Below are 20,947 nucleotides of genomic sequence, written 5' to 3'. Positions count from 1 at the left end.
CTGCGTCTCGCCGGCTAGGCGAGAGCTCTCCATTGAGGGCGATCCGGCGCGCGTGGCGGCGCCGATGGATGGCGGCGTTCGACTGGAGCTTGCAGTCCACCACCGCCGAGCGGACCCGGCGCAGACGCCTCGACATGCGGCACCACGGCCGTCGCGGCCACGTTGCAGTAGCCGCAATCGTGATCGCCCACGACCTTGCCGCTGGCCGACTTGGCGTGGCGGTGGTTGTCGTCCTTCTGCACGTCGTGCACGTGCTGGTGATGGCCGAAGTGGGCCGACCCGGCGGGCGCGGTCTCGTGCTGGCAGTACACCGCCGCCGCGCCCCAGGCGAGCTGGAGCGGCAGCAGCAGTGCGAGCAGGCATGCGAAGAAGCGCCTCATGGTCCGGGCGATTATGGTCGGCGCGGCCTTGGCCCCTTCGCGCGTCCGAGTTTCATCAGCGGAATCACCTCTTCTCGGCGCTGACGAAACTTGACGATCGCCGCCCCCTAGAACCACAGGGGGAGCGCTGGCGGCCGCAGGGGGCGGCCCACACAATCGTCCGCTGCCCCGGTGTGCCGTGCCGGCACCGGCTGATCCGATTGCCACAGGAGATCCCCGTGAAGCGATTCCCCCTTGCCGCCGCCCTCTCGGCGGCCTTCGCCACCCTCGGCCTGGCCACGAGCTCGCCGATGGCCTGGGCCGAAGACACCTCCGCCGCACGCTCGCCCGAAGCAATGGAGCTCGACGATCTGGCTGCCCAGGAACTGCTGGCCGACAACTTCTACCGCGCGTACTTCCCCGATGCGGCCACTGGCCGCAAGGCCGCCGTGACGCTGCATGACGCCATGCTCGACGCGCGCTGGGAGCAAGGCTATCTGCTGATGCAGCTGGATGCGGAGGACGTCAAGCGCCTGGAGTCCTTCAAGTTCCGCGTGGTCAAGGACCAGGCCTTCATCGACCAGCACCGGGCCATGCTGCAGAAGCTGCGCGAGCTCGGCATGCCCAACCTGTTCGGCGCTTCCGGCGCTGCCCTGGCACAGCGCGCCGCCCAATCCGGCGAGTCGATCCCGAACTACCCCTGCTACGAAACGGTGGAGGAGACCTTCGCGGCCGCGCAAGGCTTCACCTCCACCTATCCCAAGCTGGCCGACTGGACGCCGGTCGGCCAGAGCTGGCAGAAGCAGAACGGCCTGGGCGGCTACGACATGGCCGTGCTGAAGCTGACCAACAAGAACACCACCGGCCCGAACGGCGAGCCCAAGCCGAAGCTGTTCGTCAACTCCGCGATCCATGCGCGCGAGTACGTCACCGCGCCGCTGATGCTGGCCTTTGCCACGCAGTTGCTCACCGGTTACGGCAAGGATCCCGAAGCGACCTGGATCCTCGACCACCACGAGATCCACCTGCTGCTGCACACCAATCCCGACGGCCGCAAGAAGGCCGAGAGCGGCCTGCTGTGGCGCAAGAACACCAACCAGGCCTACTGCGGCGCCAACAGCAACGACCGCGGCGCGGACCTGAACCGCAACTTCAGCTACAGCTGGAACATCACCCACGGCGGCGGCTCCAGCGGCAACCAGTGCGACGAAACCTACCGCGGCCCGTCAGCGGCATCCGAACCCGAGACCCAGGCCGTCGAGAGCTACGTGCGCTCGATCTGGGCCGATCGCCGCGGCCCCGGCCAGAACGACCCGGCACCGGCCGACACCAGCGGCATCCACCTCGACATGCACAGCTACGGCCAGCTGGTGCTGTGGCCCTGGGGCTTCACCAACAACAAGGCCCCCAACAGCACCGCATTGCAGACGCTGGGCCGCAAGTTCGCCTACTACAACGGCCACCTTCCGGAGCAGTCCATCGGCCTGTACCAGACCGACGGCACGTCCGACAGCATCAGCTACGGCGAGCTTGGTGTGGCCGCCTTCACTTTCGAGATGGGCAACAACTTCTTCCAGAGCTGCACCTACTACGAAAGCAGCGTCAAGCCGGGCAACCTGAACGCGCTGTGGTACGCCGCGAAGGTCGTCCGCACGCCCTACATCACTCCTGCCGGGCCCGACGTCACCAAGCTCAAGCTCAGCGTGAACAAGGTGCCGCCCGGCACGCCGGTCACGCTCACGGCCACCGTCGACGACACTCACTACAGCACCCGCAACGGCACGGAGCCGACTCAGAACATCGCCGGGGCCGAGGCCTTCGTGGACCTGCCGCCGTGGATGCCCGGGGCCACGCCCATCGCGCTGACGGCAGCCGACGGCGCCTTCGATGCCAAGTCCGAAAAGGCCACCGTCACGCTGGCCACCGGCGGCCTGAGCAAGGGCAAGCACCTGGTCTTCGTGAGGGGCACCGATTCGGCTGGCAACAAGGGTCCGGTGACGGCCGTCTTTCTCAAGATTTCCTGACCGCCCCCAGGGCCGGGCTGCGCCCGGCCCGCCCCCGCGGCGGTTCGAATCCGCAACGGTTTGTCAGGGGCCTGACCGCGAGGCTGCATGACAATGCGGGCCCATGAGGGCTCGCGGGTCGTGCAGCACAACGCGCTGGAGGTGGGGCCGGCTGGCGGCCACGATGCTGATCGGCGCGGTGCCGGCCAGCCATGCGATTGGGATCGACGCCATCTCGCGCTGTGCTGGCGACGCGGCCTGCCTGTCCGGGCTGGAGCTCGCTGCCTTGCGCGACAGCCGCGGCAGCGCGCGGCGCGAGGGCGCGGAGCTGATCCTGCAAGCCGGGATGCAGGCTCCGGCCCGCTTCATCGACCAGCCTGCGCTGAGCCACCGGTACCTGGGCCGCCTCGATGGCCTGCAGTTGCACGTGGTGCGCGTGGCCTCCGCCTCGCAGCGGCCCGCCTGGTGGCTCCTGGCCGATGGCGGCCAGGCCCCATTGAGGGTGGATGCCTTGCCCATCGGCGGGCCGGGCGGCCGGCACTTCGTCATGGCGGATGGCAACAGTCTGGCGCTGTACCAGCGCTCAGGCGCGCGCTGGTCACTGCAATTCCGACTGGACGCGCCGGCCGGCCTCAGCTGGGCGGTCAAGGGCTGGCGCGCCGACGGGGCGGCCGTCAGGCTCGAGTGGATCTGGCCAGAGGCACCCTCGGCCTGCGCGGGCCAGGCGGCCCAAGGCCAGCTGCAGTTGCGTGACGGCCCTTACGGCTGGGACCTCGTGCCCGAGGCACCCCACCGCTGCTGAAGCGGCCGGGGGCGCCGGCTCACTCGTCGTCGGGCTCTTCGTCTTCCTGTTGCGGCTTGGCGGGTCGCGGCGCTGGTTGAGCTGCCGGGCCGGGCTGATGCATGCCCGGCACCTGCGCGGCGCCCGAGGGCATCATGGGGACCGGGCGGACGCCAGGACCCAGGGCCGCGCGTGCGGGTGCGGCGATCGGCACCGGCTCGGGCAGGCTGAGCTCGGTCGTCGCGGGGCCGCCTCGCGGGCCGAGCTGCACCGAGCGCTGGTTGACCGCCAGCAGCACGGTATCGCCATCGATCACGCTGCCGGTGCGCACGGCCTTGGGCGGTTCGTCGCCCACGGCGATCAGCGCCACGCCCTGGGGCGAATGACCGGCTCCACGGGGCGCGACGACCCCGAGCAGCTTGAAATGGTCGCTGGTGTCGAGCTCGTCTACTTCCTTCGGCTTCTCGGACGTGCCGAGCAGGCGGCGAAGCTCGCCTCCCATGGCCAGCGTGCGGGTAGGCATCTGCGCCTGGGGAGGCACACCCGTGCGCGACGCGAAGATCTTCATGCCCCAGAACACGGCGCTGGCGAGCACCACCGCCCAGACGGCCAGGGTTAACAATCTCGATGCCATCCGACGATTATGATTCATGCCACCTATCGCACACATGGCCTTGGAGCGGGCTTTCAAATCATGACCGTCTCGAATCGTCTCGGATCCCTCGCCCGCCGCGGTGCACAGGCCGGCTTCACGCTGATCGAAATCATGGTCGTCGTGGTGATCATCGGCGTGCTGGCCGCGCTGATCGTGCCCGGCGTCCTCGACCGCGCCGACGATGCGCGCGTGACCGCGGCGCGTGCGGACGTCGGCAACGTCATGCAGGCGCTCAAGCTCTACAAGCTCGACAACAACCGCTTCCCGACCGCCGAGCAGGGACTGGACGCCCTGGTCCACAAGCCCACCGTCGGGCCGATCCCGCCGAACTGGCGGGTCTACGTCGAGAAGCTGCCGAACGACCCCTGGGGCCACCCGTACCAGTACGCCAACCCGGGCGTGAAGGGTGAGATCGATGTGTTCAGCTTCGGTGCCGACGGCCAGCCCGGCGGCGAAGCGCGCGACGCCGACATTGGCTCGTGGCAGTGACCCTCCCGAGCTCCGCCGGCCCGGCCCGTCGGTGACCGTCGTGGCGGCGCGCCGCGCCCTTCAGCGCGGTTTCACGCTGCTCGAACTGATGGTCGTCACCGCCTTGATCGCGGTCGCCGTGGGCATGGCCACGCTGGCCTTGCGCGACGCCGATGCGAACCGGCTGGAAGAAGAAGGCGCGCGGCTGGCCGCCCTGTTCGAGGGCGCCCGCGCCCGTGCCCGCGCCGAAGGCAGCGAGGTACTGTGGCAACCCAACCGGGAGACCGGCATAGGCTTCAGGTTCACCGGCCTGCCTCCCGAGGCGGGCCTGCCGAGCACCTTCCTGGATGAACGCACGCGGGCCGAGATCATCGGCGCGCCGGTGCTGCGCCTGGGCCCGGAGCCGGTGATCGGTGCGCAACGCGTGGTGCTGCGAATCGAGGAGAGGCAGCTCGTGCTCGCCACCGACGGACTCGGTCCCTTCGTCGTCGTCGTTCCGGAGCAGGCGCCGTGAAGAGCTACCGCCGGATGATGAGCCTCGCTCGCTTGCTGCGCGGGGCGGGCCGAGCGACGGGCCGCTCCCTAGCCGGCCCGCACCCCCACGGGGGGTCGTCCGGCGTACTCGCCGGGCGGGGGGCCGACGGTACGGGCCGAGCGACGGGCCGCTCCCTAGCCGGCCCGCACCCCCAGGGGGGGTCGTCCGGCGTACTCGCCGGGCGGGGGGCCGACGGTACGGGCCGAGCGACGGGCCGCTCCCTAGCCGGCCCGCACCCCCACGGGGGGTCGTCCGGCGTACTCGCCGGGCGGGGGGCCGACGGTTTCACTTTGGTCGAGGTGCTGGTCGCGGTGGCCATCGTCGCCATTGCGCTGGCCGCCGGCAGCCGGGCGGCCGGCACCTTGCTGGACAACTCGCAGCGCCTGTCCGACGTCACGCTGGGCCAGTGGTGCGCCGACAACCGGCTGGTCGACATGAAGCTGGCCAAGGTCTTCCCCGACGTGGGCGAGACCAGCTTCGACTGCGAGGAGATGGGCCAGGTGTTCAAGGTGCGCATGGTGGTGCGGGCGTCCTTCAACCCGAACTTCCGTGTCGTGGACACCTCCGTGCAGGACAGCCGCGCGCAGCCGCTGACGCACCTGTCCGTGATCCTTCCGAGGTACTGAAAGCCATGGCCCCCACCCGCCGCACCGAAGGCTTCACGCTGGTGGAGGTGATGGTCGCGCTGGTCATCATGGCCGTGCTGGCCACCATGGCCTGGCAAGGCGTGGACGGGCTGATCCGCGCCCGCGAAGGCGCCGCGCGCAGCGGGGAGGCCGCGCTGCGCCTGGGCACCGTGCTCCTGCAATGGGAACAGGATCTCAACCAGATCCAGCAGAGCAATGCCGCTCCGGGCCTCAGGTTCGACGGCGCGTCGCTGCGCCTGACCCGCCGCGCGCCGGGTGGCGTGCAAGTCGTCGTGTGGACCCTGCAGAACCGCACCTGGTACCGATGGGCGGCCCCGCCTGTCACGCGCATCCAGGACCTGCAGGAGTGGTGGATCCGCAGCCAGCAGTGGGCGGCCATCCAGCCCGATGCGTTGCGCATGCTCGACGACGTCGACAGCCAGCAGGTCTATTTCTACCGCGGCAACAGCTGGAGCAACGCGCAATCCACGGGTGACATCGAGGCACCGCCCGCCCCGCCGCCGCCCGCCTCGGGGGCGTCGCAGCCGCCCGTCGGCGGGGAGAACGAGGCCCTGCCCTCCGGCGTCCGCCTCGTCCTGGCCCTGCCGGGCGGCCCGCTGACCCGCGACCTGATGGTGAGGCCATCGCGATGAGCCCGCGTCGTCGCCAATCCGGAGCGGCCTTGCTGCTGGCCATGCTGATCGTCACGCTCGTGTCCACGCTGGCGGCCGGCATGGTCTGGCAGCAGTGGAAGGGCATCGAGGTCGAGACCGCCGAGCGGGCGCGTTCGCAGGCCAGCTGGCTGATCGAAGGGGCCACCGACTGGGCTCGGCTGATCCTGCGCACCGACGCGCAGGACCGCGAGCATCCGAACGTCGACACCCTCAACGAACCCTGGAACACGCCGCTGAAGGACGTGAAGCTGTCGGACTTCCTGGCCGCCGACAAGAACAACACCGAGGACACCGGCCTGGAGGCTTTTCTTTCCGGCCAGATCACCGACGCACAGTCGCACTACAACCTGCGCAACCTCGTCAACGACGAGGACGAGGAGGCGGCCAAGGAGCTCACCACGCTGCGCCGCCTGTGCGAGGCGCTGGGCATCCCGCCGGAGGCCGCCAACCGCATCGCCGACGGCATGAAGGGCGCCGACCTCGCCGAGGACCAGCTCGACGACGAGGAGGCCGTGTCGCCTGGCGCTCCGCTGCCGCCGCAGCGTGTGCAGCAGCTGACCTGGTTCGGCCTCGACAACGACGCCGTCCGGCGCCTGTCGCCCTACGTGGTCATCCTGCCCGCGCCGACGCCGGTGAACCTGATGACGGCGCCGCCCGAGGTCCTGAGCGCCGTGCTCGACGGCCTCGACCGCGGCAGCGCCGAGCGCTTCGCGCAGAAGCGGCTCGGCCTGGACGTGCGCTCCATCAGCGACCTGAAGCCGCTGCTGCCCGAGAAGGTCCAGGCCCAGCTCGACGACAGCACCCGCGTCAGCATCGGCTCCAACCACTTCGAGATCATCGGCGAGCTGCGCTACGAGAACTTCCTGCTTCGCGAGCTCACGCTCGTCATGCGGCGGGGCCTCGAAGTCATCGTGCTGCGTCGCGAAAGGGTCCCCCATGAATGACAATCGCCACCCCGAGGGGCCGTCCGGGCCCCACGCCACAATAGCGCTCGCCGTCACCGGGCCCCCTGTCCAGACACGCTCTACATGTCGACACTGATCGTTGCCCTGCCCGCGCCGCCCCGCTTGTCGTCCCAGGGCGCGGCGGGTGTCGCGTTCGCACCGCCCGAGTACGACTACGTGTACAGCGCCGATGGCGGGCCCCGCCTGCAGGCGGGGCGTGCAGCCGCGGCCCTGCTGCCGAAGGCGCAGCAGACCATAGCCGTGGTGCCGCCGCACGGCGTCGCCTGGCACCGTGTCACGCTGCCGAAGGCGCCGCCGGCCAAGTTGCGCGCCGCCCTGGCCGGCGTGCTGGAAGACGTGCTGCTGGAAGACGACTCCGAGCTGCACCTGGCGCTCGCGCCCCATGCCAAGGCCGGCGAGCAGACCACGGTCGCGGCTTTGAGCAAGCCGTGGCTCAGGACCCAGCTGGATGCGCTCGAAGCCGGCGGCCAGACGGTCGACCGCGTCGTGCCCGCCTGGGCCCCGGACGATGCGCCGGCCGGCCACTTCTTCCGCGGTGACGCACTGCCGGACGGCAGCGATCCGGGTCCGCAACTGGCCTGGCGCGACAGTTCCGGCCCGCTGTGCCTGCCCGCCTCGAGCGACGCCGCCCGCACGCTCCTGGCCCGCGTGTCCGACGAAGTCCCGGTGCGATGGACGGCGGAGCCCGAATGCGCCGCCGACGCGGTCCGGCTGGCCGGCGGCAACGTGGCGGCACTGTCGGCCGGCGAATTCCTCTACGCCGCGACGCGCAGCGAATGGAACCTGCGCCAGTTCGACCTGGTGCCCCAGCGCCGCGGCAGCCGTGCCGCGAAGGAGCTGCTGCAGCAGCTGTGGAACGCCCCCGCCTGGCGCCCCGCGCGCTACGGCGTCGCGATCCTGCTGCTGCTGAACATAGTCGGCGCCAACGTCTGGGCCTGGCAGCAGCGCCAGGCGGTGACGCGGCAGAAGGTCGCCATGACGAGCCTGCTGCAGACCACCTTCCCGCAGGTCCGGGCGATCGTCGACGCGCCGGCCCAGATGCAGAAGGAGCTGGACCTGCTGCGCGCTTCGGCCGGCAAGCCCGGCGAGAGCGACCTCGAGCCGATGATGTACGCGGCCGAAGCCGCCTGGCCACCGTCCCGGGCCCCGGCCGACGCCCTGAAGTACGAGCCGGGCCGCCTGACCATCACCAGCGCGGGCTGGAGTCCGCAGGAGGTCGAGGCCTTCCGCGGGCGCCTGCGGCAGCTGGGCTACGACGCGGAATCCGTGCCCGGCCGCCTGACGCTGGTGCGCGCCAAGCTGCCCGAGGGCGGCCTGGCCGAACCTCCACCGGGCGCCACGCCCCCCGGCGCCCGGCCGGTGAACCCCGGCGCGCAGCCGCCGGCGCCGACGCCGAACGCGGCCCCCAATCCCGCCGCGAACACGCCGCCCGGCGCTGCGCCGAACGCCGTGCCCGCCCCGGTCCCCGGCGGTCGGCCCATGCCCCCGGGCATGGCGTCGCCGCAGTCGCCGCAACAGGTTCGCCCCCTGCCCGGTGCCCAGCCCATGCTGCCCCAGCCCGGCGGCATGCCGCCGGGTGCGCGCCCGCCGGCCGGGGCCAACCCCGAGCAGATCCAGCGGATGCCATCGCCCACCGGCGTCAACCCGCCCGCCCAGGAATGACGAAGAAGGCTCCTCGATGAACATGGCTGAACTCCGCCGGCGCTGGGCCAGGCTGGCGCCGCGCGAGCGCAACCTCGTCGCCCTGGGCGGCGCCGCGCTCGGCCTGCTGCTGCTCTGGTATGTCGGGCTCGCCTCGGCCTGGTCCACCTGGAAGACGGCCCCCGCACAGTTGCGTGCGGGAGAGGCCGACTGGATGCAGATGCAGCGCCTGGCCACCGAGGCGCGCGACCTCAAGGCCCAGCCCCCGGTCAGCGCGGCGCAAGCCGCCGAGGCGCTGAAGTCCGCCACCGAGCGCCTGGGCCCGCACGGCAAGCTGAGCCAGCTGGGCGACCGGGCCACGCTGAACATCAACGGCGCCTCGCCGGAGCAGTTGCGCACCTGGCTGGCCGAAGTGCGCAGCGGCGCGCGGGCGAGGCCCGTGGACGTGCAGGTCAGCCGCGCCGAGGGCGGGCTGTCGGGCCAGGTCGTCGTCAGCCTCTCCGCGGCGTCCTGAGCGTCAGGACACCATGATCCTCAAGCGTTCCCCCACCGCCACCGGCTGGAGCCTGTCGACCTTCGACGACAGCATCCTGCTGGGCATGCGCCGCGCGGTGCGCAGCGGAGCCCTCGCCGGCCCGGCGCCGGCCCGGGTGGCGCGCTGGGGCGTGGCCGGCGCGGTGCTGGGCGGTGTCCTGGCTCTCGTCGCCTTCGCCCCGGCATCCTGGCTGGCCGACGCCGTCGAGCGCGCCTCCGGCGGCCGCCTGCTGCTGGCCGAGGCCGAGGGAAGCCTCTGGCGAGGCAGCGCGCTGCCGGTGCTGACCGGCGGCGCCGGCAGCAAGGATGCCGCAGTGCTGCCCTCTCGCCTGGACTGGTCCATCAGCCCCTTCTTTGGCGGCCTGCGCCTGAAGGTGGCCCAGCCCTGTTGCATCGATCCGGGCCTGGAGCTGGAGTGGCGGCCGGGCTGGAACAAGGTCGCCATCGCCGTCAAGCCCGCCGCCGGGCCGGTCGGACACTGGCCGGCGGCCTGGCTGGAAGGCCTCGGGGCCCCGTGGAACACCCTTCGGCCCGGAGGCCAGCTGCGCCTGGCCACGCAAGGGCTGGTGCTGGAGTCGCAAGGCGGCGTCTGGCACGTGCGCGGCAGCGCGGACCTGGACTGGCTGCAGGCCTCTTCCCGCCTGTCCACGATGGAAGCGCTGGGCAGCTACCGGATCGGGCTGGTCGGCACGCCGGCGGACCCGGTCGCCGACGGTGCCGGTGCCAAGGCGCCGGCCGGCCGGCCCACGATCAGCCTGAGAACCCTGGACGGCGCGCTGCAGCTCAACGGCAACGGCCAATGGGGCGAGCGCGGCCTGAAGTTCACCGGCGAGGCCCGCGCGGCGCCGGGCTTCGAGACGGCCTTGAGCAACTTGCTGAACATCATCGGGCGCCGCAACGGCGCAGCGTCCGTCATTTCGATCGGGTGATCATGACTTCGAACAACCGCCCCCGCTTCGCCCCGCTGGCCCTCGCCGCCCTGCTGGCCACCGCACCGATCGTGCACAGCCAGGACCGCGACCCGCCGATGCCCGCCACGCGCTCCAAGGCGCCGGTGACGCTGAACTTCGTCAACGCCGACATCGAGGCGGTGTCACGGGCCATAGGCACCATGCTCGATCGCCAGATCGTGGTCGACCCGCGAGTCAAGGGCCAGATCACCGTGACCAGCGAGAAGGCGCAGCCGCCGCAGGAGGCCTGGCGCAGCTACCTGGCCGCGCTGCGGGGCATGGGTTTCACCGTGGTCGAGAACGCCGGGCTGCTGAAGGTCGTGCCCGAGGCCGAGGCCAAGCTGCAGGCCGGCACGGTGTCCATCGGCCAGCCGACGGCGCGAGGCGACCAGATCCTGACCCAGATCTTCCGCCTCAACCACGAGAACCCGAACAACCTGGTGGCGGTGCTGCGGCCGCTGATCAGCGCCAACAACACGATCAACGCCAACCCGGCCAACGGCACGCTGATCATCACCGACTACGCCGACAACCTGCAGCGCCTGGCCAAGATCATCGCCGCGCTCGACCAGCCGGCCGCATCCGAGGTCGAGGTCATCCCCGTCCAGCATGCGCTGGCCGCCGACCTGGCGCCACTGCTGCAGCGCCTGACCGAAGGCGCAGGCGCCACCAACGTGCCGGGCGCCGCGGCCGTCCAGGCGGCCGCCACGCAGATCGTGGTCGAGCCTCGCAGCAATGCGCTGATCGTGCGCACCGCCAACCCGGTCCGCATGAACGCCGTCAAGTCGCTCGTGGAAAAGCTGGACAAGCCCATCCCGGGCGGCGGCCCGGCCGGCAACATCTGGGTGGTCTACCTGAAGAATGCCGATGCGGTGAAGCTGGCCGAAGTGCTGCGTGCCGCCATCGCCAGCGGCACGGCCGCGGCCAGCGGCAGCGGCAGCAGCACCGGCTCCAGCTTCTCCTCCGGCGCCACCGGCTCGCGCACGCAGCCCACGTCACCTGCGGCGCAGATGAGCCCGACCGGCTCGACCAGCTCGTCGGCGAGCGGCATGTCGGCAGCGGCCACGACGCCGGTGGCAGCCTCCGCGAGCCCGTCCACCGGCGGCCAGATCCAGGCCGATCCGGCGACCAACTCGCTCATCATCTCGGCGCCCGAACCGGTGTATCGCCAGATGCGCCAGGTGATCGACCAGCTCGACACGCGCCGCGCCCAGGTCTATGTCGAGACCCTGATCGTCAAGGTCGATGCCACCAAGGCGGCCGAGTTCGGCTTCCAGTGGCAAAGCCTGCTGGGCAACTCCAATACCGACAGCAAGGTGGTCGGGGTGGCGGGCACCAACTTCGGCTCGGTGGGCAACATCATCGACCTGTCGCTTTCGGGCGGCTCCACCGGCACGGGCACGACGACCACGACGACCAGCAGCCCGAGCAGCCTCGTCGGCAACGGCCTGAACATCGGGGTGTTCCGCAAGATCGCCGGCTTCTACACGCTGGGGGCGCTGGCGCGGTTCCTCGAGACGAACACCGGCGCCAACATCCTTTCCACGCCCAACCTGGTGGCGCTGGACAACGAAGAGGCCAAGATCGTGATCGGCTCGAACGTGCCCTTCACCACCGGCTCGTTCACCAACACCGGCACCGGCAACGGGGCCGTCAACCCCTTCCAGACCATCGAGCGCAAGGACGTCGGCATCACCCTGCGCATCAAGAGCCAGATCGGCGAAGGCGGCACCGTGCGCATGACGGTGTTCCAGGAGAGCAGCTCGCTGCGCAGCGACAACTCGCAGATCACCGACAAGAGCTCGATCGAGACCACCGTCGTCGTCGACGACGGCAGCATGATGGTGCTGGGCGGCCTGCTGAAGGACGAATACGGCGACAGCGAGGGCAAGATCCCGGGCCTGGGCAACATCCCCATCATCGGCAACCTGTTCCGCAACGAGGGACGCACCCGGGTCAAGAGCAACCTGATGCTGTTCCTGCGCCCGGTGGTGCTGCGCACGCCGCAGGCCGCCGAGCAGATGATGGTCGACCGCTACGACGCGATCCGCAGCGTGCAGGCGGGCCAGCAGAAGGAGGCCACGACCTTGCTGCCGGTCGAAGGCTCGGTCGTGCTGCCGGAGCGCCTGCCGGGCAGGTTGCCGAACCAGCAGGTCGTTGTGCCCACCGAGCCTGCCGCCTCGGCGCCTGTCGTGGCGCCGGAGCCAGCAGCCCCGGCGCCGGTCCGCTGAACCTCACCCGCGCCACGCGCCAACCGCCATGGGTCAACGCCATCCCCTGCCCTACGCCTTCGCGAAGGCCAACACCCTGCTGCTGGAGGACGACGGTCGCCAGCTGGTGCTGCGCATGGCCGACACCACGCCCCGCAGCGCCCTGACCGAGGTGCTGAGGCGCTACGCCGTCGACCGTCTGGAGCCCGAGGCGGCCGACATGCTGGACAAGCGCCTGTCCGAGGCCTATGCCGGCGGCGAGGCCAGCGCGGCGGCGGTGGTGGGCGAGGTGGAAAGCGCGGTCGACCTGTCCCGCATGATGCAGGAGCTCCCGGCGGTCGAGGACCTGCTCGAGGCCGCCAACGATGCGCCGATCATCCGCATGCTCAACGCCCTGCTCACCCAGGCGGCCAAGGACGGCGCGAGCGACATCCACATCGAGCCCTACGAGCGCAGCTCCAGCGTGCGCTTCCGCGTCGACGGCACGCTGCGCCAGGTGGTGCAGCCGAACAAGGCGCTGCACGCGGCGCTGATCTCGCGCCTGAAGATCATGGCCGAGCTCGACATCGCCGAGAAACGCCTGCCACAGGACGGCCGCATCAGCCTGCGCATCGGCGGCCGGGCGATCGACGTGCGGGTGTCGACCCTGCCGTCGGCGCACGGCGAGCGCGCGGTGCTTCGCCTGCTGGACAAGACCGAAGCCAAGTTCAGCCTCGAGGGCCTGGGCATGAGCGGCGATGTGCTGACCGCCTTCCACAAGCAGGTGCAGCAGCCCCACGGCATCGTGCTGGTCACCGGGCCCACCGGCTCGGGCAAGACGACGACGCTCTACGCCTCGATGTCGCGCCTGGACACGGCGACCACCAATGTGCTGACGGTGGAGAACCCGGTCGAGTACGAGCTGCCCGGCATCGGCCAGACGCAGGTCAACGCCGCCATTGACCTCACCTTCGCCGCGGCGCTGCGCGCCATCCTGCGCCAGGATCCGGACGTGATCATGATCGGCGAGATCCGCGACTTCGAGACCGCGCAGATCGCCATCCAGGCCTCGCTGACCGGCCACCTCGTGCTCGCGACGCTGCACACCAACGATGCGCTCTCGGCCGTCACCCGCCTGACCGACATGGGCGTCGAGCCTTTCCTGCTGAGCTCCAGCCTGCTGGGCGTGCTGGCCCAGCGCCTGGTGCGCAAGCTCTGCCCGGTGTGCAAGCGCCAGGACGATCGGGGCCGCTGGCATCCGGTGGGCTGCCCCGAGTGTGCCAACACCGGCTACAAGGGGCGCACCGGCGTCTACGAGCTGATGGTGGTGGACGACAAGATCCGCGCGCTGATTCACAACCGCGCCGCCGAGAGCCAACTCTATGTCGCCGCCGAGGCCGCGGGCTTCCGCACCATGCGCGAGGACGGCCAGCGGCTGATCGACTCCGGCATCACCTCGCAGGAAGAAGTGCTGCGAGTGACACGAGAAGGATGACCATGCTGCGCTGCCTGCTCCTGACCTTGTCGATCTCATGGGCGGGGCTGTCCCCGGCGCAGGCGGCGAAGAAGCCCCCTTACGACTACTACCTGACCGGCAACGGGGGCGACACGGTGGTCGCCGCGCCGGCCACGTCGACCACCTTGCTGATGGGCGGCGGGCCGGATGTCGACGCGGGCTTCCAGTGGATGATCACCAAGGCGGGGGGCGGCGACTTCGTCGTCATCCGGGCCTCGGGCGCAGACGGCTACAACCCCTACATCTACGCCATGGGTGGCGTCGATTCCGTCGAGACGCTGGTCCTTCCTTCTCGAGAGGCGGCGAACGATTCGTTCGTGGTCGACCGGGTCAGCAAGGCGGAAGCCCTGTTCATCGCCGGCGGCGACCAGAGCGACTACATCCTGAACTGGAAAGGCACGGCGCTGGAGGCCGCGATCCAGGGCCTCATCGCCCGTCATGCCCCCATCGGCGGCACCAGCGCCGGGCTGGCGGTGCTGGGCGAGGTCGACTATGCCGCCCTGAACGGCAGCGTCACCTCGGCCAACGCACTGGCCAATCCGTTCAATCGCCGCATGACGCTGGACCGCGGCTTCCTCACCGCGCCCTCTCTCGAGTCGGCGATCACCGACGCCCACCTCGACTCGCGGGATCGCATGGGCCGGCTCGTGACCTTCCTGGCCCGGATGGCGCAGGATGGCTGGGTGTCCTTCCCCCGCGGCATCGGCGTCGATGTCGAAACGGCCCTGGCCATCGAGGATGGCGTCGCCACGCGGCTGGGCGTCGGCTCGGTGTACTTCCTGCTCGGACCCGGCGCGCCGCAGGTCTGCCAGCCCAGGCTGCCCCTGACCTATCACGGCGTGCAGGTGCAGCGCCTGTCCGGTGGCGGCCACTTCGACCTGATGCAGTGGCAGGGCGACGGCTCGACGACGGATTACCAGCTCGACGCCGAGGCCGGCGTGCTGAGCTCCACCCAGCCCGGGGGCGGCATCTACTGACCTCCGTGCGCCTGACCTAGATTCCCTCCCGCCCCATGCCCGCCTTCAAGTACGAAGCCCTGGACGCCGCCGGCAAGACCACCACCGGCATGGTGGAGGCCGACAACGCCAAGACGGCCCGGGCGCAGGTGCGCGCCAAGGAGCTCGTCCCCTTGTCGGTGACGCCGGTCGGCATGGCGCCCGCCGAGAACAGCCCCGCCGGCGTCGGCAGCGGGATCCGCTTCGGCCGCCGGGCCTTCAGCAACAGCGGGCTCACGGTCTGGACGCGGCAGCTCGCCGGCCTGGTCGGCTCCGGCCTGCCGCTGGAGCGTGCGCTGACGGCCCTGGCCGACGAGGCGGAGGAGCCCAAGCAGCGCGAGTTGGTCGCACACCTGAAGAGCGAAGTGAACGCGGGCAGTTCCTTCGCCCGCGCCCTGGCCTCCAGCCCCCGGGAGTTCGACGACGTGTACCGCGCCGTGGTGTCCGCGGGCGAGCAGAGCGGTGCCCTGGGCGGCGTGCTCGAGAAGCTCGCCGACGACCTGGAGGACAGGCAGGCACTCAAGGCCAAGGTGCTGGGCGCGATGCTGTACCCGGCGATCGTTTCGCTGATCGCGATCGTCATCGTGACCTTCCTGGTCACCTACGTGGTGCCGCAGGTGGCCTCGGTCTTCACCAGCAGCAAGCGGGCCCTGCCCGGCCTGACCGTGGCGATGCTGGCCATCAGCGCCTTCGTGCGCAACTACGGGTTCATCCTGCTGGCGATCATCGTCGGCGGCTTCGTCATGCTCAGCTATTCGTTGCGCAACGAGGCCTTTCGCGAGCGCTTCGATGCCGGCGTGCTGAGACTGCCCTTGTTCGGTCGCCTGGCCCGCGGCTACAACGCCGCCCGCTTCGCCGGCACGCTGGCCATGCTGGCGGGCGCCGGCGTGCCCATCCTCAAGGCCCTGCAGGCCGCGGCCGAGACGCTGGGCAACCGTGCCATGCGGGCCGACGCGATGGCAGCGCTGGTGCAGGTGCGCGAGGGCGCGCCGCTGGCCTCGGCCCTGGCGGCCAAGAAGCGCTTCCCCGGCCTGCTCGCGATGTTCGCGCGGCTGGGCGAGCAGACCGGCAAGCTGCCGGTGATGCTGGACCGCGCCGCCCGGCAGCTGGGCAGCGAGGTGCAGCGCCGCGCGCTCGCCATCGCCACGGTGCTGGAGCCCCTGCTCATCGTGGCGATGGGCGTGATGGTGATGCTGATCGTGCTGTCGGTGCTGCTGCCGATCATTCAGCTCAACACCTGGGTGAAATAGGCCCCCACGGCCCCCTGCCAGGGGCCTGCCCCCCGAGGGGGCTAGCGCAGCGGACCGGCGAAGCCGAGGAACGAGGCCCCCACGCCCCCTGCCGGGGGCTGCCCCCCGAGGGGGCTCGCGCAGCGGACCGGCGAAGCCGGATCCGCGCACGCCCTGGGTGGGAGCGGCGCTGCGCGCGCCTCGGGCTGCTGCCCCAACGTTGCGCGCGCGGCGGACCGGCGAAGCCGGATCCGCGCACGCCCTGGTAGGGAGCGACGCTGCGCGCGCTCCGGAAATGCCGGTGCAAGCCAAGCGAGGATCGAGCGGCTGAATGGCAGCTGGACGGGGAGGCCAGGTGATGGACGGCGGGGCTGGGCTGGTGTTGGAATCCGGCTTCCACTGCATTGGGCTGCCCATGACCGACTCGAAACATCTCATCGCCCGCGGCTCCTTCGAGGTCCGGATGACTCCGCAGCCGGAAGGCGACGCGGGAGTGCCGGGCGTCAAGCTCGGGCGGATGCTGCTGGAGAAGGCGTTCCACGGCGACCTCGAGGCGAGCGGCCAGGGGCAGATGCTGACCGCCGTATCGGACATGCCGGGCTCGGCCGGCTACGTGGCGATCGAGCGCGTCACCGGCACGCTGCACGGCCGCCGGGGCAGCTTCGTCTTCCAGCACAGCGGGACCATGGACCGCGGGGCGCAGTCGCTGTCGATCACCGTGGTGCCCGGCTCGGGTGGCGGCGAACTCGCCGGGCTGGCCGGCACGTTCACGCTTCGCATCGAGGACGGCCAGCACTTCTACGAGTTCGACTACACGCTCTGAGCGGCCGCATCGGTCATCATGGACGCATGAAGTCGGTCTTCGAAGCCTCCAACACGGTGGAGGCGCACATGGTCCTGCACCTGTTGCGGCAGCACGGCCTGGCCGGTCGCGTGGAGGGCGAGTACCTCACGGGTGCGATGGGCGATCTCCCCGTGGCCGGCCTGCTGCGGGTCGTCGTCGAAGAGCCGGACTACGACGCCGCGCGCGCCGTGGTCGCGGCCTTCGAGGCAGAGCAGCCGCGGGACAGCCACCAACCCTCTCCGCCGCGAGGCCCTGGCCGCCTCGCGTGGGCCGGCATGGGCCTGGCGTTGGGCATCGTGGTGACGGCGGCCGCCCTGCGCATTCCGGCGGTCGACGACGGCATCGACCACGACCGCGACGGCCTGCCGGACGAGCGCCTGTTCTACAGCGCCAGCGGCCAGCTGCTGCGGGTGGAGATCGACCGCAACCTCGATCACCGGGTGGATGCGATCGTGCACTACGAACGCGGCATGGCCGCGAGCGAAGAGGACGACGACGATTTCGACGGCCGCTTCGAGACGCGCCTGTTCTACCGCCATGGCAACCTCGAACGCAGCGAGGTGGATGCGGACGGCGACGGCCTGGCCGAGTGGCGGGCGGCCTACCGCGATGGCGTGCTGGACTCCGCCACCGTCATCGAGCCATCGACCGGGCTGCCCCTGCGGGTGGAGCACTACCGCCTCGGCCGCCTGACCCAGGCCGAGCAGGACGACGACCGCGACGGCCGTCTCGACACCCGCCTGGTCTATGGGCCGCTGGGCCAGGTGACATCGCGCGAGCCCCTGCCATGAAAGACGGCAGCCTGCAGTACGTCCACCTCGCGCTGGCGATCGTGGCCGAGGTGGCCGCCACCTCGGCGCTCAAGGCCTCGGCGGGCTTTCGCGAGACGCTGCCCTCGGTCATCGTGGTGATCGGCTACGGGGTGTCGTTCTACTTCCTGTCGCTCACCCTGCGCACGATGTCGATCGGCATCGCCTACGCCATCTGGTCGGGCGCCGGCCTGGTGCTGATCTCGCTGGCTGCCTGGTGGCTCTACGGGCAGACGCTCGACGCCGCCGCGCTGATCGGCATGGCGCTGATCGGCGCCGGCGTGGCGGTCATCAACCTGTTCTCGCGCTCGGTCGGCCACTGACGCCCGGGCCCTCGCGGGCCCACGGCGTCACGAGGGCAGGAAGTCCACCGGGAAGCTGACGACCATGGTGTCGACGTCCTTGGCCCCGAAGTCGAACTGCCCGATGCGGGCCAGGAGCTTCTGCTCCAGCTCGGGCGTCTTCAGCTCGGTGGCGATGACACGGCATGAAATGACGTTGCCGCCCGGCGCGATCTTCAGCTCGAAGGTCACCTTGCCCTGTAGCGAGGGATCCTCGCGCAGCGCCCGGTTGTAGATCGCGTAGATCGCGCCCTTGTTGCGTTCGAAGACGAGGCGGATCTCCTCGATCGAACGCGAGGCCTTTCCGCTGTTGCCCTTCTGGACCGTGCCGCCCACGGGCGAGCCGCCGGCGCCCGTGCCCTTGCCGCCGGTGCCATAGCCTCCACCGCCGCCCGGGCCGCCGCCGCCACCGCCGCCGGCCGTGCCCTCGACCAGAGTGGTCGAGCGGCCCGCCAGGCCGCCGCCACCGGTGTTGCGGCTGTAGCCGGCGGTGTTGATGCCGCCCGAGCCGCCGGTGGCGTTGGAGGTGATCATGGAACGCACCGGGAGGCCGGCCTCGTTGCCCGCTCCCACGCCGGGACCGACGCCAGTGCCCACGCCGAGTCCGGGCTTGATGGCCTCCTTGTTCAGCTGCACCGCAACGGGCGCGCCATGCAACTCGGCCAATTGCTCCTTCATCGCGAGCAGACCGACGCCCGTGGCCTTGCGGCGCGCGGCGTCCAGGGCCTCGCCGGGGGGCTTGCCGGGAACCGGGTTGCGCGCTTCAGGCACGGGGGCCTGCTTCTTGTCGCGCTCGGGCTTGGGTGCCGGCTCGTTCTTGGCCTTGGCATCGGGGGGCGGCTTCTGCACGTCCGCCGCGGGGGCCTTGGGCAGCTCCAGCGGCTTCTTCTCGTCCAGCAGCAGCTTGGCCAAGGGCGGCGGCAGCGGCTGCACCTCGTCGCGCGAGACCTCGGGATGCGGCAGCAACAGCAAGGCGAGCGCGAACAGCGCCACCACCACCAGCACCATCTGCACGATGCGACGGAAGCGACGGACATCCTCTTCCGGGACCGCCCACGCCAGGACCGGCGTGCGGAATGAAACGGCCAGGGCTGTCATGCGTCAGCCCTCTTGCGCACGGCGAAGGACACGTCGCTGAAGTTGGCGCGGGCGCAGGTCACCATCACCTTGCGAAGCAGCTGGTACGGGATGTCCTTGTCGCCCATGATGGTGATGGCGGTCGCCTTGGACTGGTTCTCCGGCTTGACGACCTGGCGCGTGGCCAGCAGGTCGAGCTCGGCCTTGAGGGGCGCGATGACGTCATCGGCGGACTTCAGCACATCGGCCACGCCCGCAATGCGGCGGCCCTCGACCACGATGTCGGTGCCGCTGACCATCACCACCAGCGTCTGGTGCGGGCTCTCCTGGGCGGTCGACTCGGGCAGCTTGACGTCCTTGCTGGACGGCAGGAGCTCGACCTCGGTCGAGTTCGACAGCAGGAAGAAGATGAGGATGGTGAACACGTCGATCAGCGACACCAGGTTCAAGTCCAGCTGCTGCTGGTTGCGCGCCTTGTGGACGGCGCGCTTCTGGAGCGGGGTCAGCTTCATTGGGCCGGCGCCTCGCTGGTTTTGTGGCGCACCGGCGCGTCGCCGATCGCGATGTCGGGGAAGTAGTCGGTGCGGACGATGTCGCGGCCCTGCAGGACGTGGGTGCCGCGCACCGCGTCCATCACCTGCACGAGCTTGTCGTAGACGGTGTCGGGCTCGGCCAGCACGCTGGCGTCGCGCTGCTCGGGAAACTTGACCTTGATCTGCTTGACGAGCGCAGACAGCGCCGCCAGGTCGGGCTGGCCCTGGGCGGTGTTGGGGATGCGCTCGATCAGGCCGCCGATGCGGTCACCGACCTCGATCGACTCGGGGCGGATCACCACTTCGAGCTGCAGGTGGTCGACCTTCAGCTGCTCGGCAGCACCGCCGGTGTTCTGGGCCGGCAGCGACATGTCCATCACCGCGATGCGCGTGAACACCGCCGTGGACAGCAGGAACGGCACCAGCACCACGATCAGGTTCAGGAAAGCCGAGATCTCCAGCGCTGCGGGCGCTTTGCGTAGGCGTCGAACGCGCATGACGCGAGCCTTTCGGGTTCAGGTCAGCGGTTGGCGGGATGCTCGGGGGCGATGCGCTGCATCAGGTTCAGGAAGCTGATCTTGGCGGCCTCCAGACCATCGACGATCTCGCTGGTGCGCGCCTGCAGGAAGGCGTGGATCAGCAGGAAGGGGATCGCCACCATCAGCGCGAAAGCGGTGTTGTTCATCGCGATCGAGATCGAGGCCGACAGCATCTCGGCCTTCTCGGCCGGGTTCACCTGGGCCACCGCGGTGAAGGCCTTGATCAGGCCGATGATGGTGCCCAGTAGGCCCACCAGGGTGATCACGTTGGCGAAGGTGGCCAGGTAGTGGGTGCGGCGCTCCAGGCGCGGCACGATCTCCATCATCCCTTCTTCCATCGCGGCGTCGAGGTCTTCACGGCGGCGCGAGGTCTGCAGGCGGGTCAGGCCGTGGGTGACGATGTTGGCGATGGCCGATTCGGACTTCGAGGCCGAGCCCAGCACTTCCTTCAGCTGGCCGCCCTGCAGCGCCGGCAGGATCTGCGACCACTCCTTCTTGTTCTGGCTGCGCGCACGGCGCAGGAAGACCCAGCGTTCGATCGCGATCGACAGGCCCAGGGCCATGATCAGCAGGCTGGGGTAGATGAACAAGCCGCAGTCCTGGAAGAACTTCACGACCGTTTGGAAGGCATTCATCTCAATCTTCTCCGAGAGGCGGGGGCTGGAACAGGAAAGGTCAGGGTCA

Annotated in this window: 23 protein-coding genes; 17 read left to right on the top strand and 6 right to left on the bottom strand. The window is 70.4% G+C overall.

Going from position 1 to position 20,947, the window contains the following annotated elements:
• Positions 1–14: 14 nt before the first annotated feature.
• Positions 15–380 (bottom strand): cation efflux protein, CzcI family, encoded by a 366-nt coding sequence (gene czcI / locus ACS5PM_RS15205; protein ID WP_439388492.1) that lies wholly within the window; start codon positions 378–380, stop codon positions 15–17.
• Between the two features lie 218 nt (positions 381–598).
• Between czcI and ACS5PM_RS15200 the strand changes: the two genes are divergently transcribed.
• On the top strand, positions 599–2,383 hold the full coding sequence (locus ACS5PM_RS15200; protein ID WP_439388491.1) for a M14 family metallopeptidase: 1,785 nt from the start codon (positions 599–601) through the stop codon (positions 2,381–2,383).
• Between the two features lie 163 nt (positions 2,384–2,546).
• Positions 2,547–3,164 carry a hypothetical protein gene (locus ACS5PM_RS15195; protein ID WP_439388490.1) on the top strand — a complete coding sequence of 206 codons (618 nt, stop codon included), beginning with the start codon at positions 2,547–2,549 and terminating at the stop codon, positions 3,162–3,164.
• Between the two features lie 19 nt (positions 3,165–3,183).
• Here the strand turns inward: ACS5PM_RS15195 and ACS5PM_RS15190 are convergent, their stop codons facing one another.
• Positions 3,184–3,777 carry a hypothetical protein gene (locus tag ACS5PM_RS15190; protein ID WP_439388489.1) on the bottom strand — a complete coding sequence of 198 codons (594 nt, stop codon included), beginning with the start codon at positions 3,775–3,777 and terminating at the stop codon, positions 3,184–3,186.
• A gap of 60 nt (positions 3,778–3,837) precedes the next feature.
• Here ACS5PM_RS15190 and gspG point away from each other — a divergent pair, with 60 nt between their 5' ends.
• From gspG to ACS5PM_RS15115, 15 genes are all read left to right on the top strand, one after another.
• Complete coding sequence (gene gspG, locus ACS5PM_RS15185) at positions 3,838–4,287, top strand: type II secretion system major pseudopilin GspG (protein WP_439388488.1); 450 nt, start codon at positions 3,838–3,840, stop codon at positions 4,285–4,287.
• Positions 4,288–4,327: 40 nt separating this feature from the next.
• Positions 4,328–4,780 carry a pilus assembly FimT family protein gene (locus ACS5PM_RS15180; protein WP_439388487.1) on the top strand — a complete coding sequence of 151 codons (453 nt, stop codon included), beginning with the start codon at positions 4,328–4,330 and terminating at the stop codon, positions 4,778–4,780.
• Between the two features lie 14 nt (positions 4,781–4,794).
• Positions 4,795–5,427, top strand: a complete 633-nt coding sequence (gspI, locus tag ACS5PM_RS15175) for a type II secretion system minor pseudopilin GspI (RefSeq protein WP_439388486.1) — start codon at positions 4,795–4,797, stop codon at positions 5,425–5,427.
• A gap of 5 nt (positions 5,428–5,432) precedes the next feature.
• Positions 5,433–6,080 (top strand): PulJ/GspJ family protein, encoded by a 648-nt coding sequence (locus ACS5PM_RS15170; RefSeq protein ID WP_439388485.1) that lies wholly within the window; start codon positions 5,433–5,435, stop codon positions 6,078–6,080.
• Positions 6,077–7,045 (top strand): type II secretion system minor pseudopilin GspK, encoded by a 969-nt coding sequence (gspK, locus tag ACS5PM_RS15165; protein ID WP_439388484.1) that lies wholly within the window; start codon positions 6,077–6,079, stop codon positions 7,043–7,045. Before ACS5PM_RS15170 ends, gspK begins: the two co-directional genes overlap by 4 nt.
• Positions 7,046–7,129: 84 nt before the next feature.
• The gene (gene gspL / locus ACS5PM_RS15160; RefSeq protein ID WP_439388483.1) at positions 7,130–8,728 is read left to right on the top strand and encodes a type II secretion system protein GspL; all 1,599 of its coding nucleotides are present in this window, start codon (positions 7,130–7,132) and stop codon (positions 8,726–8,728) included.
• Between the two features lie 22 nt (positions 8,729–8,750).
• Complete coding sequence (locus tag ACS5PM_RS15155) at positions 8,751–9,221, top strand: type II secretion system protein M (protein ID WP_439388482.1); 471 nt, start codon at positions 8,751–8,753, stop codon at positions 9,219–9,221.
• A 13-nt stretch (positions 9,222–9,234) separates the two neighbouring features.
• Positions 9,235–10,170, top strand: a complete 936-nt coding sequence (gene gspN, locus ACS5PM_RS15150; RefSeq protein WP_439388481.1) for a type II secretion system protein N — start codon at positions 9,235–9,237, stop codon at positions 10,168–10,170.
• 2 nt (positions 10,171–10,172) lie between these two features.
• Positions 10,173–12,422: a type II secretion system secretin GspD gene (gene gspD / locus ACS5PM_RS15145; protein WP_439388480.1), complete on the top strand. Its 2,250-nt coding sequence runs from the start codon at positions 10,173–10,175 to the stop codon at positions 12,420–12,422.
• 28 nt (positions 12,423–12,450) lie between these two features.
• Positions 12,451–13,875 (top strand): type II secretion system ATPase GspE, encoded by a 1,425-nt coding sequence (gspE, locus tag ACS5PM_RS15140; protein ID WP_439388479.1) that lies wholly within the window; start codon positions 12,451–12,453, stop codon positions 13,873–13,875.
• 2 nt (positions 13,876–13,877) lie between these two features.
• Positions 13,878–14,873, top strand: a complete 996-nt coding sequence (locus ACS5PM_RS15135) for a cyanophycinase (RefSeq protein WP_439388478.1) — start codon at positions 13,878–13,880, stop codon at positions 14,871–14,873.
• 35 nt (positions 14,874–14,908) lie between these two features.
• Entirely contained in the window at positions 14,909–16,141 is a 1,233-nt protein-coding gene (gene gspF, locus ACS5PM_RS15130; protein WP_439388477.1) for a type II secretion system inner membrane protein GspF, read from the top strand.
• Positions 16,142–16,535: 394 nt separating this feature from the next.
• On the top strand, positions 16,536–16,943 hold the full coding sequence (locus ACS5PM_RS15125) for a DUF3224 domain-containing protein (protein ID WP_439388476.1): 408 nt from the start codon (positions 16,536–16,538) through the stop codon (positions 16,941–16,943).
• Positions 16,944–16,969: 26 nt separating this feature from the next.
• A complete protein-coding gene (locus ACS5PM_RS15120; protein WP_439388475.1) occupies positions 16,970–17,755 on the top strand; it encodes a putative signal transducing protein in 786 nt (261 codons plus the stop codon).
• The gene (locus ACS5PM_RS15115) at positions 17,752–18,096 is read left to right on the top strand and encodes a DMT family transporter (RefSeq protein WP_439388474.1); all 345 of its coding nucleotides are present in this window, start codon (positions 17,752–17,754) and stop codon (positions 18,094–18,096) included. Before ACS5PM_RS15120 ends, ACS5PM_RS15115 begins: the two co-directional genes overlap by 4 nt.
• 27 nt (positions 18,097–18,123) lie before the next feature.
• Here ACS5PM_RS15115 and ACS5PM_RS15110 read toward each other — a convergent pair whose 3' ends face one another.
• Genes ACS5PM_RS15110 through ACS5PM_RS15095 form a run of 4 tightly spaced genes read right to left on the bottom strand, consistent with a single transcriptional unit; the run spans position 18,124 to position 20,898 of the window.
• On the bottom strand, positions 18,124–19,212 hold the full coding sequence (locus ACS5PM_RS15110; protein ID WP_439388473.1) for an AgmX/PglI C-terminal domain-containing protein: 1,089 nt from the start codon (positions 19,210–19,212) through the stop codon (positions 18,124–18,126).
• A complete protein-coding gene (locus ACS5PM_RS15105; RefSeq protein ID WP_439388472.1) occupies positions 19,209–19,703 on the bottom strand; it encodes an ExbD/TolR family protein in 495 nt (164 codons plus the stop codon). The genes ACS5PM_RS15110 and ACS5PM_RS15105 overlap by 4 nt, the downstream gene beginning before the upstream one ends.
• Positions 19,700–20,221 carry an ExbD/TolR family protein gene (locus ACS5PM_RS15100; RefSeq protein ID WP_439388471.1) on the bottom strand — a complete coding sequence of 174 codons (522 nt, stop codon included), beginning with the start codon at positions 20,219–20,221 and terminating at the stop codon, positions 19,700–19,702. The genes ACS5PM_RS15105 and ACS5PM_RS15100 overlap by 4 nt, the downstream gene beginning before the upstream one ends.
• A gap of 23 nt (positions 20,222–20,244) precedes the next feature.
• Entirely contained in the window at positions 20,245–20,898 is a 654-nt protein-coding gene (locus tag ACS5PM_RS15095; RefSeq protein ID WP_439388470.1) for a MotA/TolQ/ExbB proton channel family protein, read from the bottom strand.
• Positions 20,899–20,947 lie beyond the last annotated feature (49 nt).

Origin of the sequence: Ideonella flava (assembly GCF_051857595.1) — a bacterium.
GTDB lineage: Bacteria > Pseudomonadota > Gammaproteobacteria > Burkholderiales > Burkholderiaceae_C > Ideonella.
This window is presented reverse-complemented; position numbering and strand designations above follow the sequence as displayed.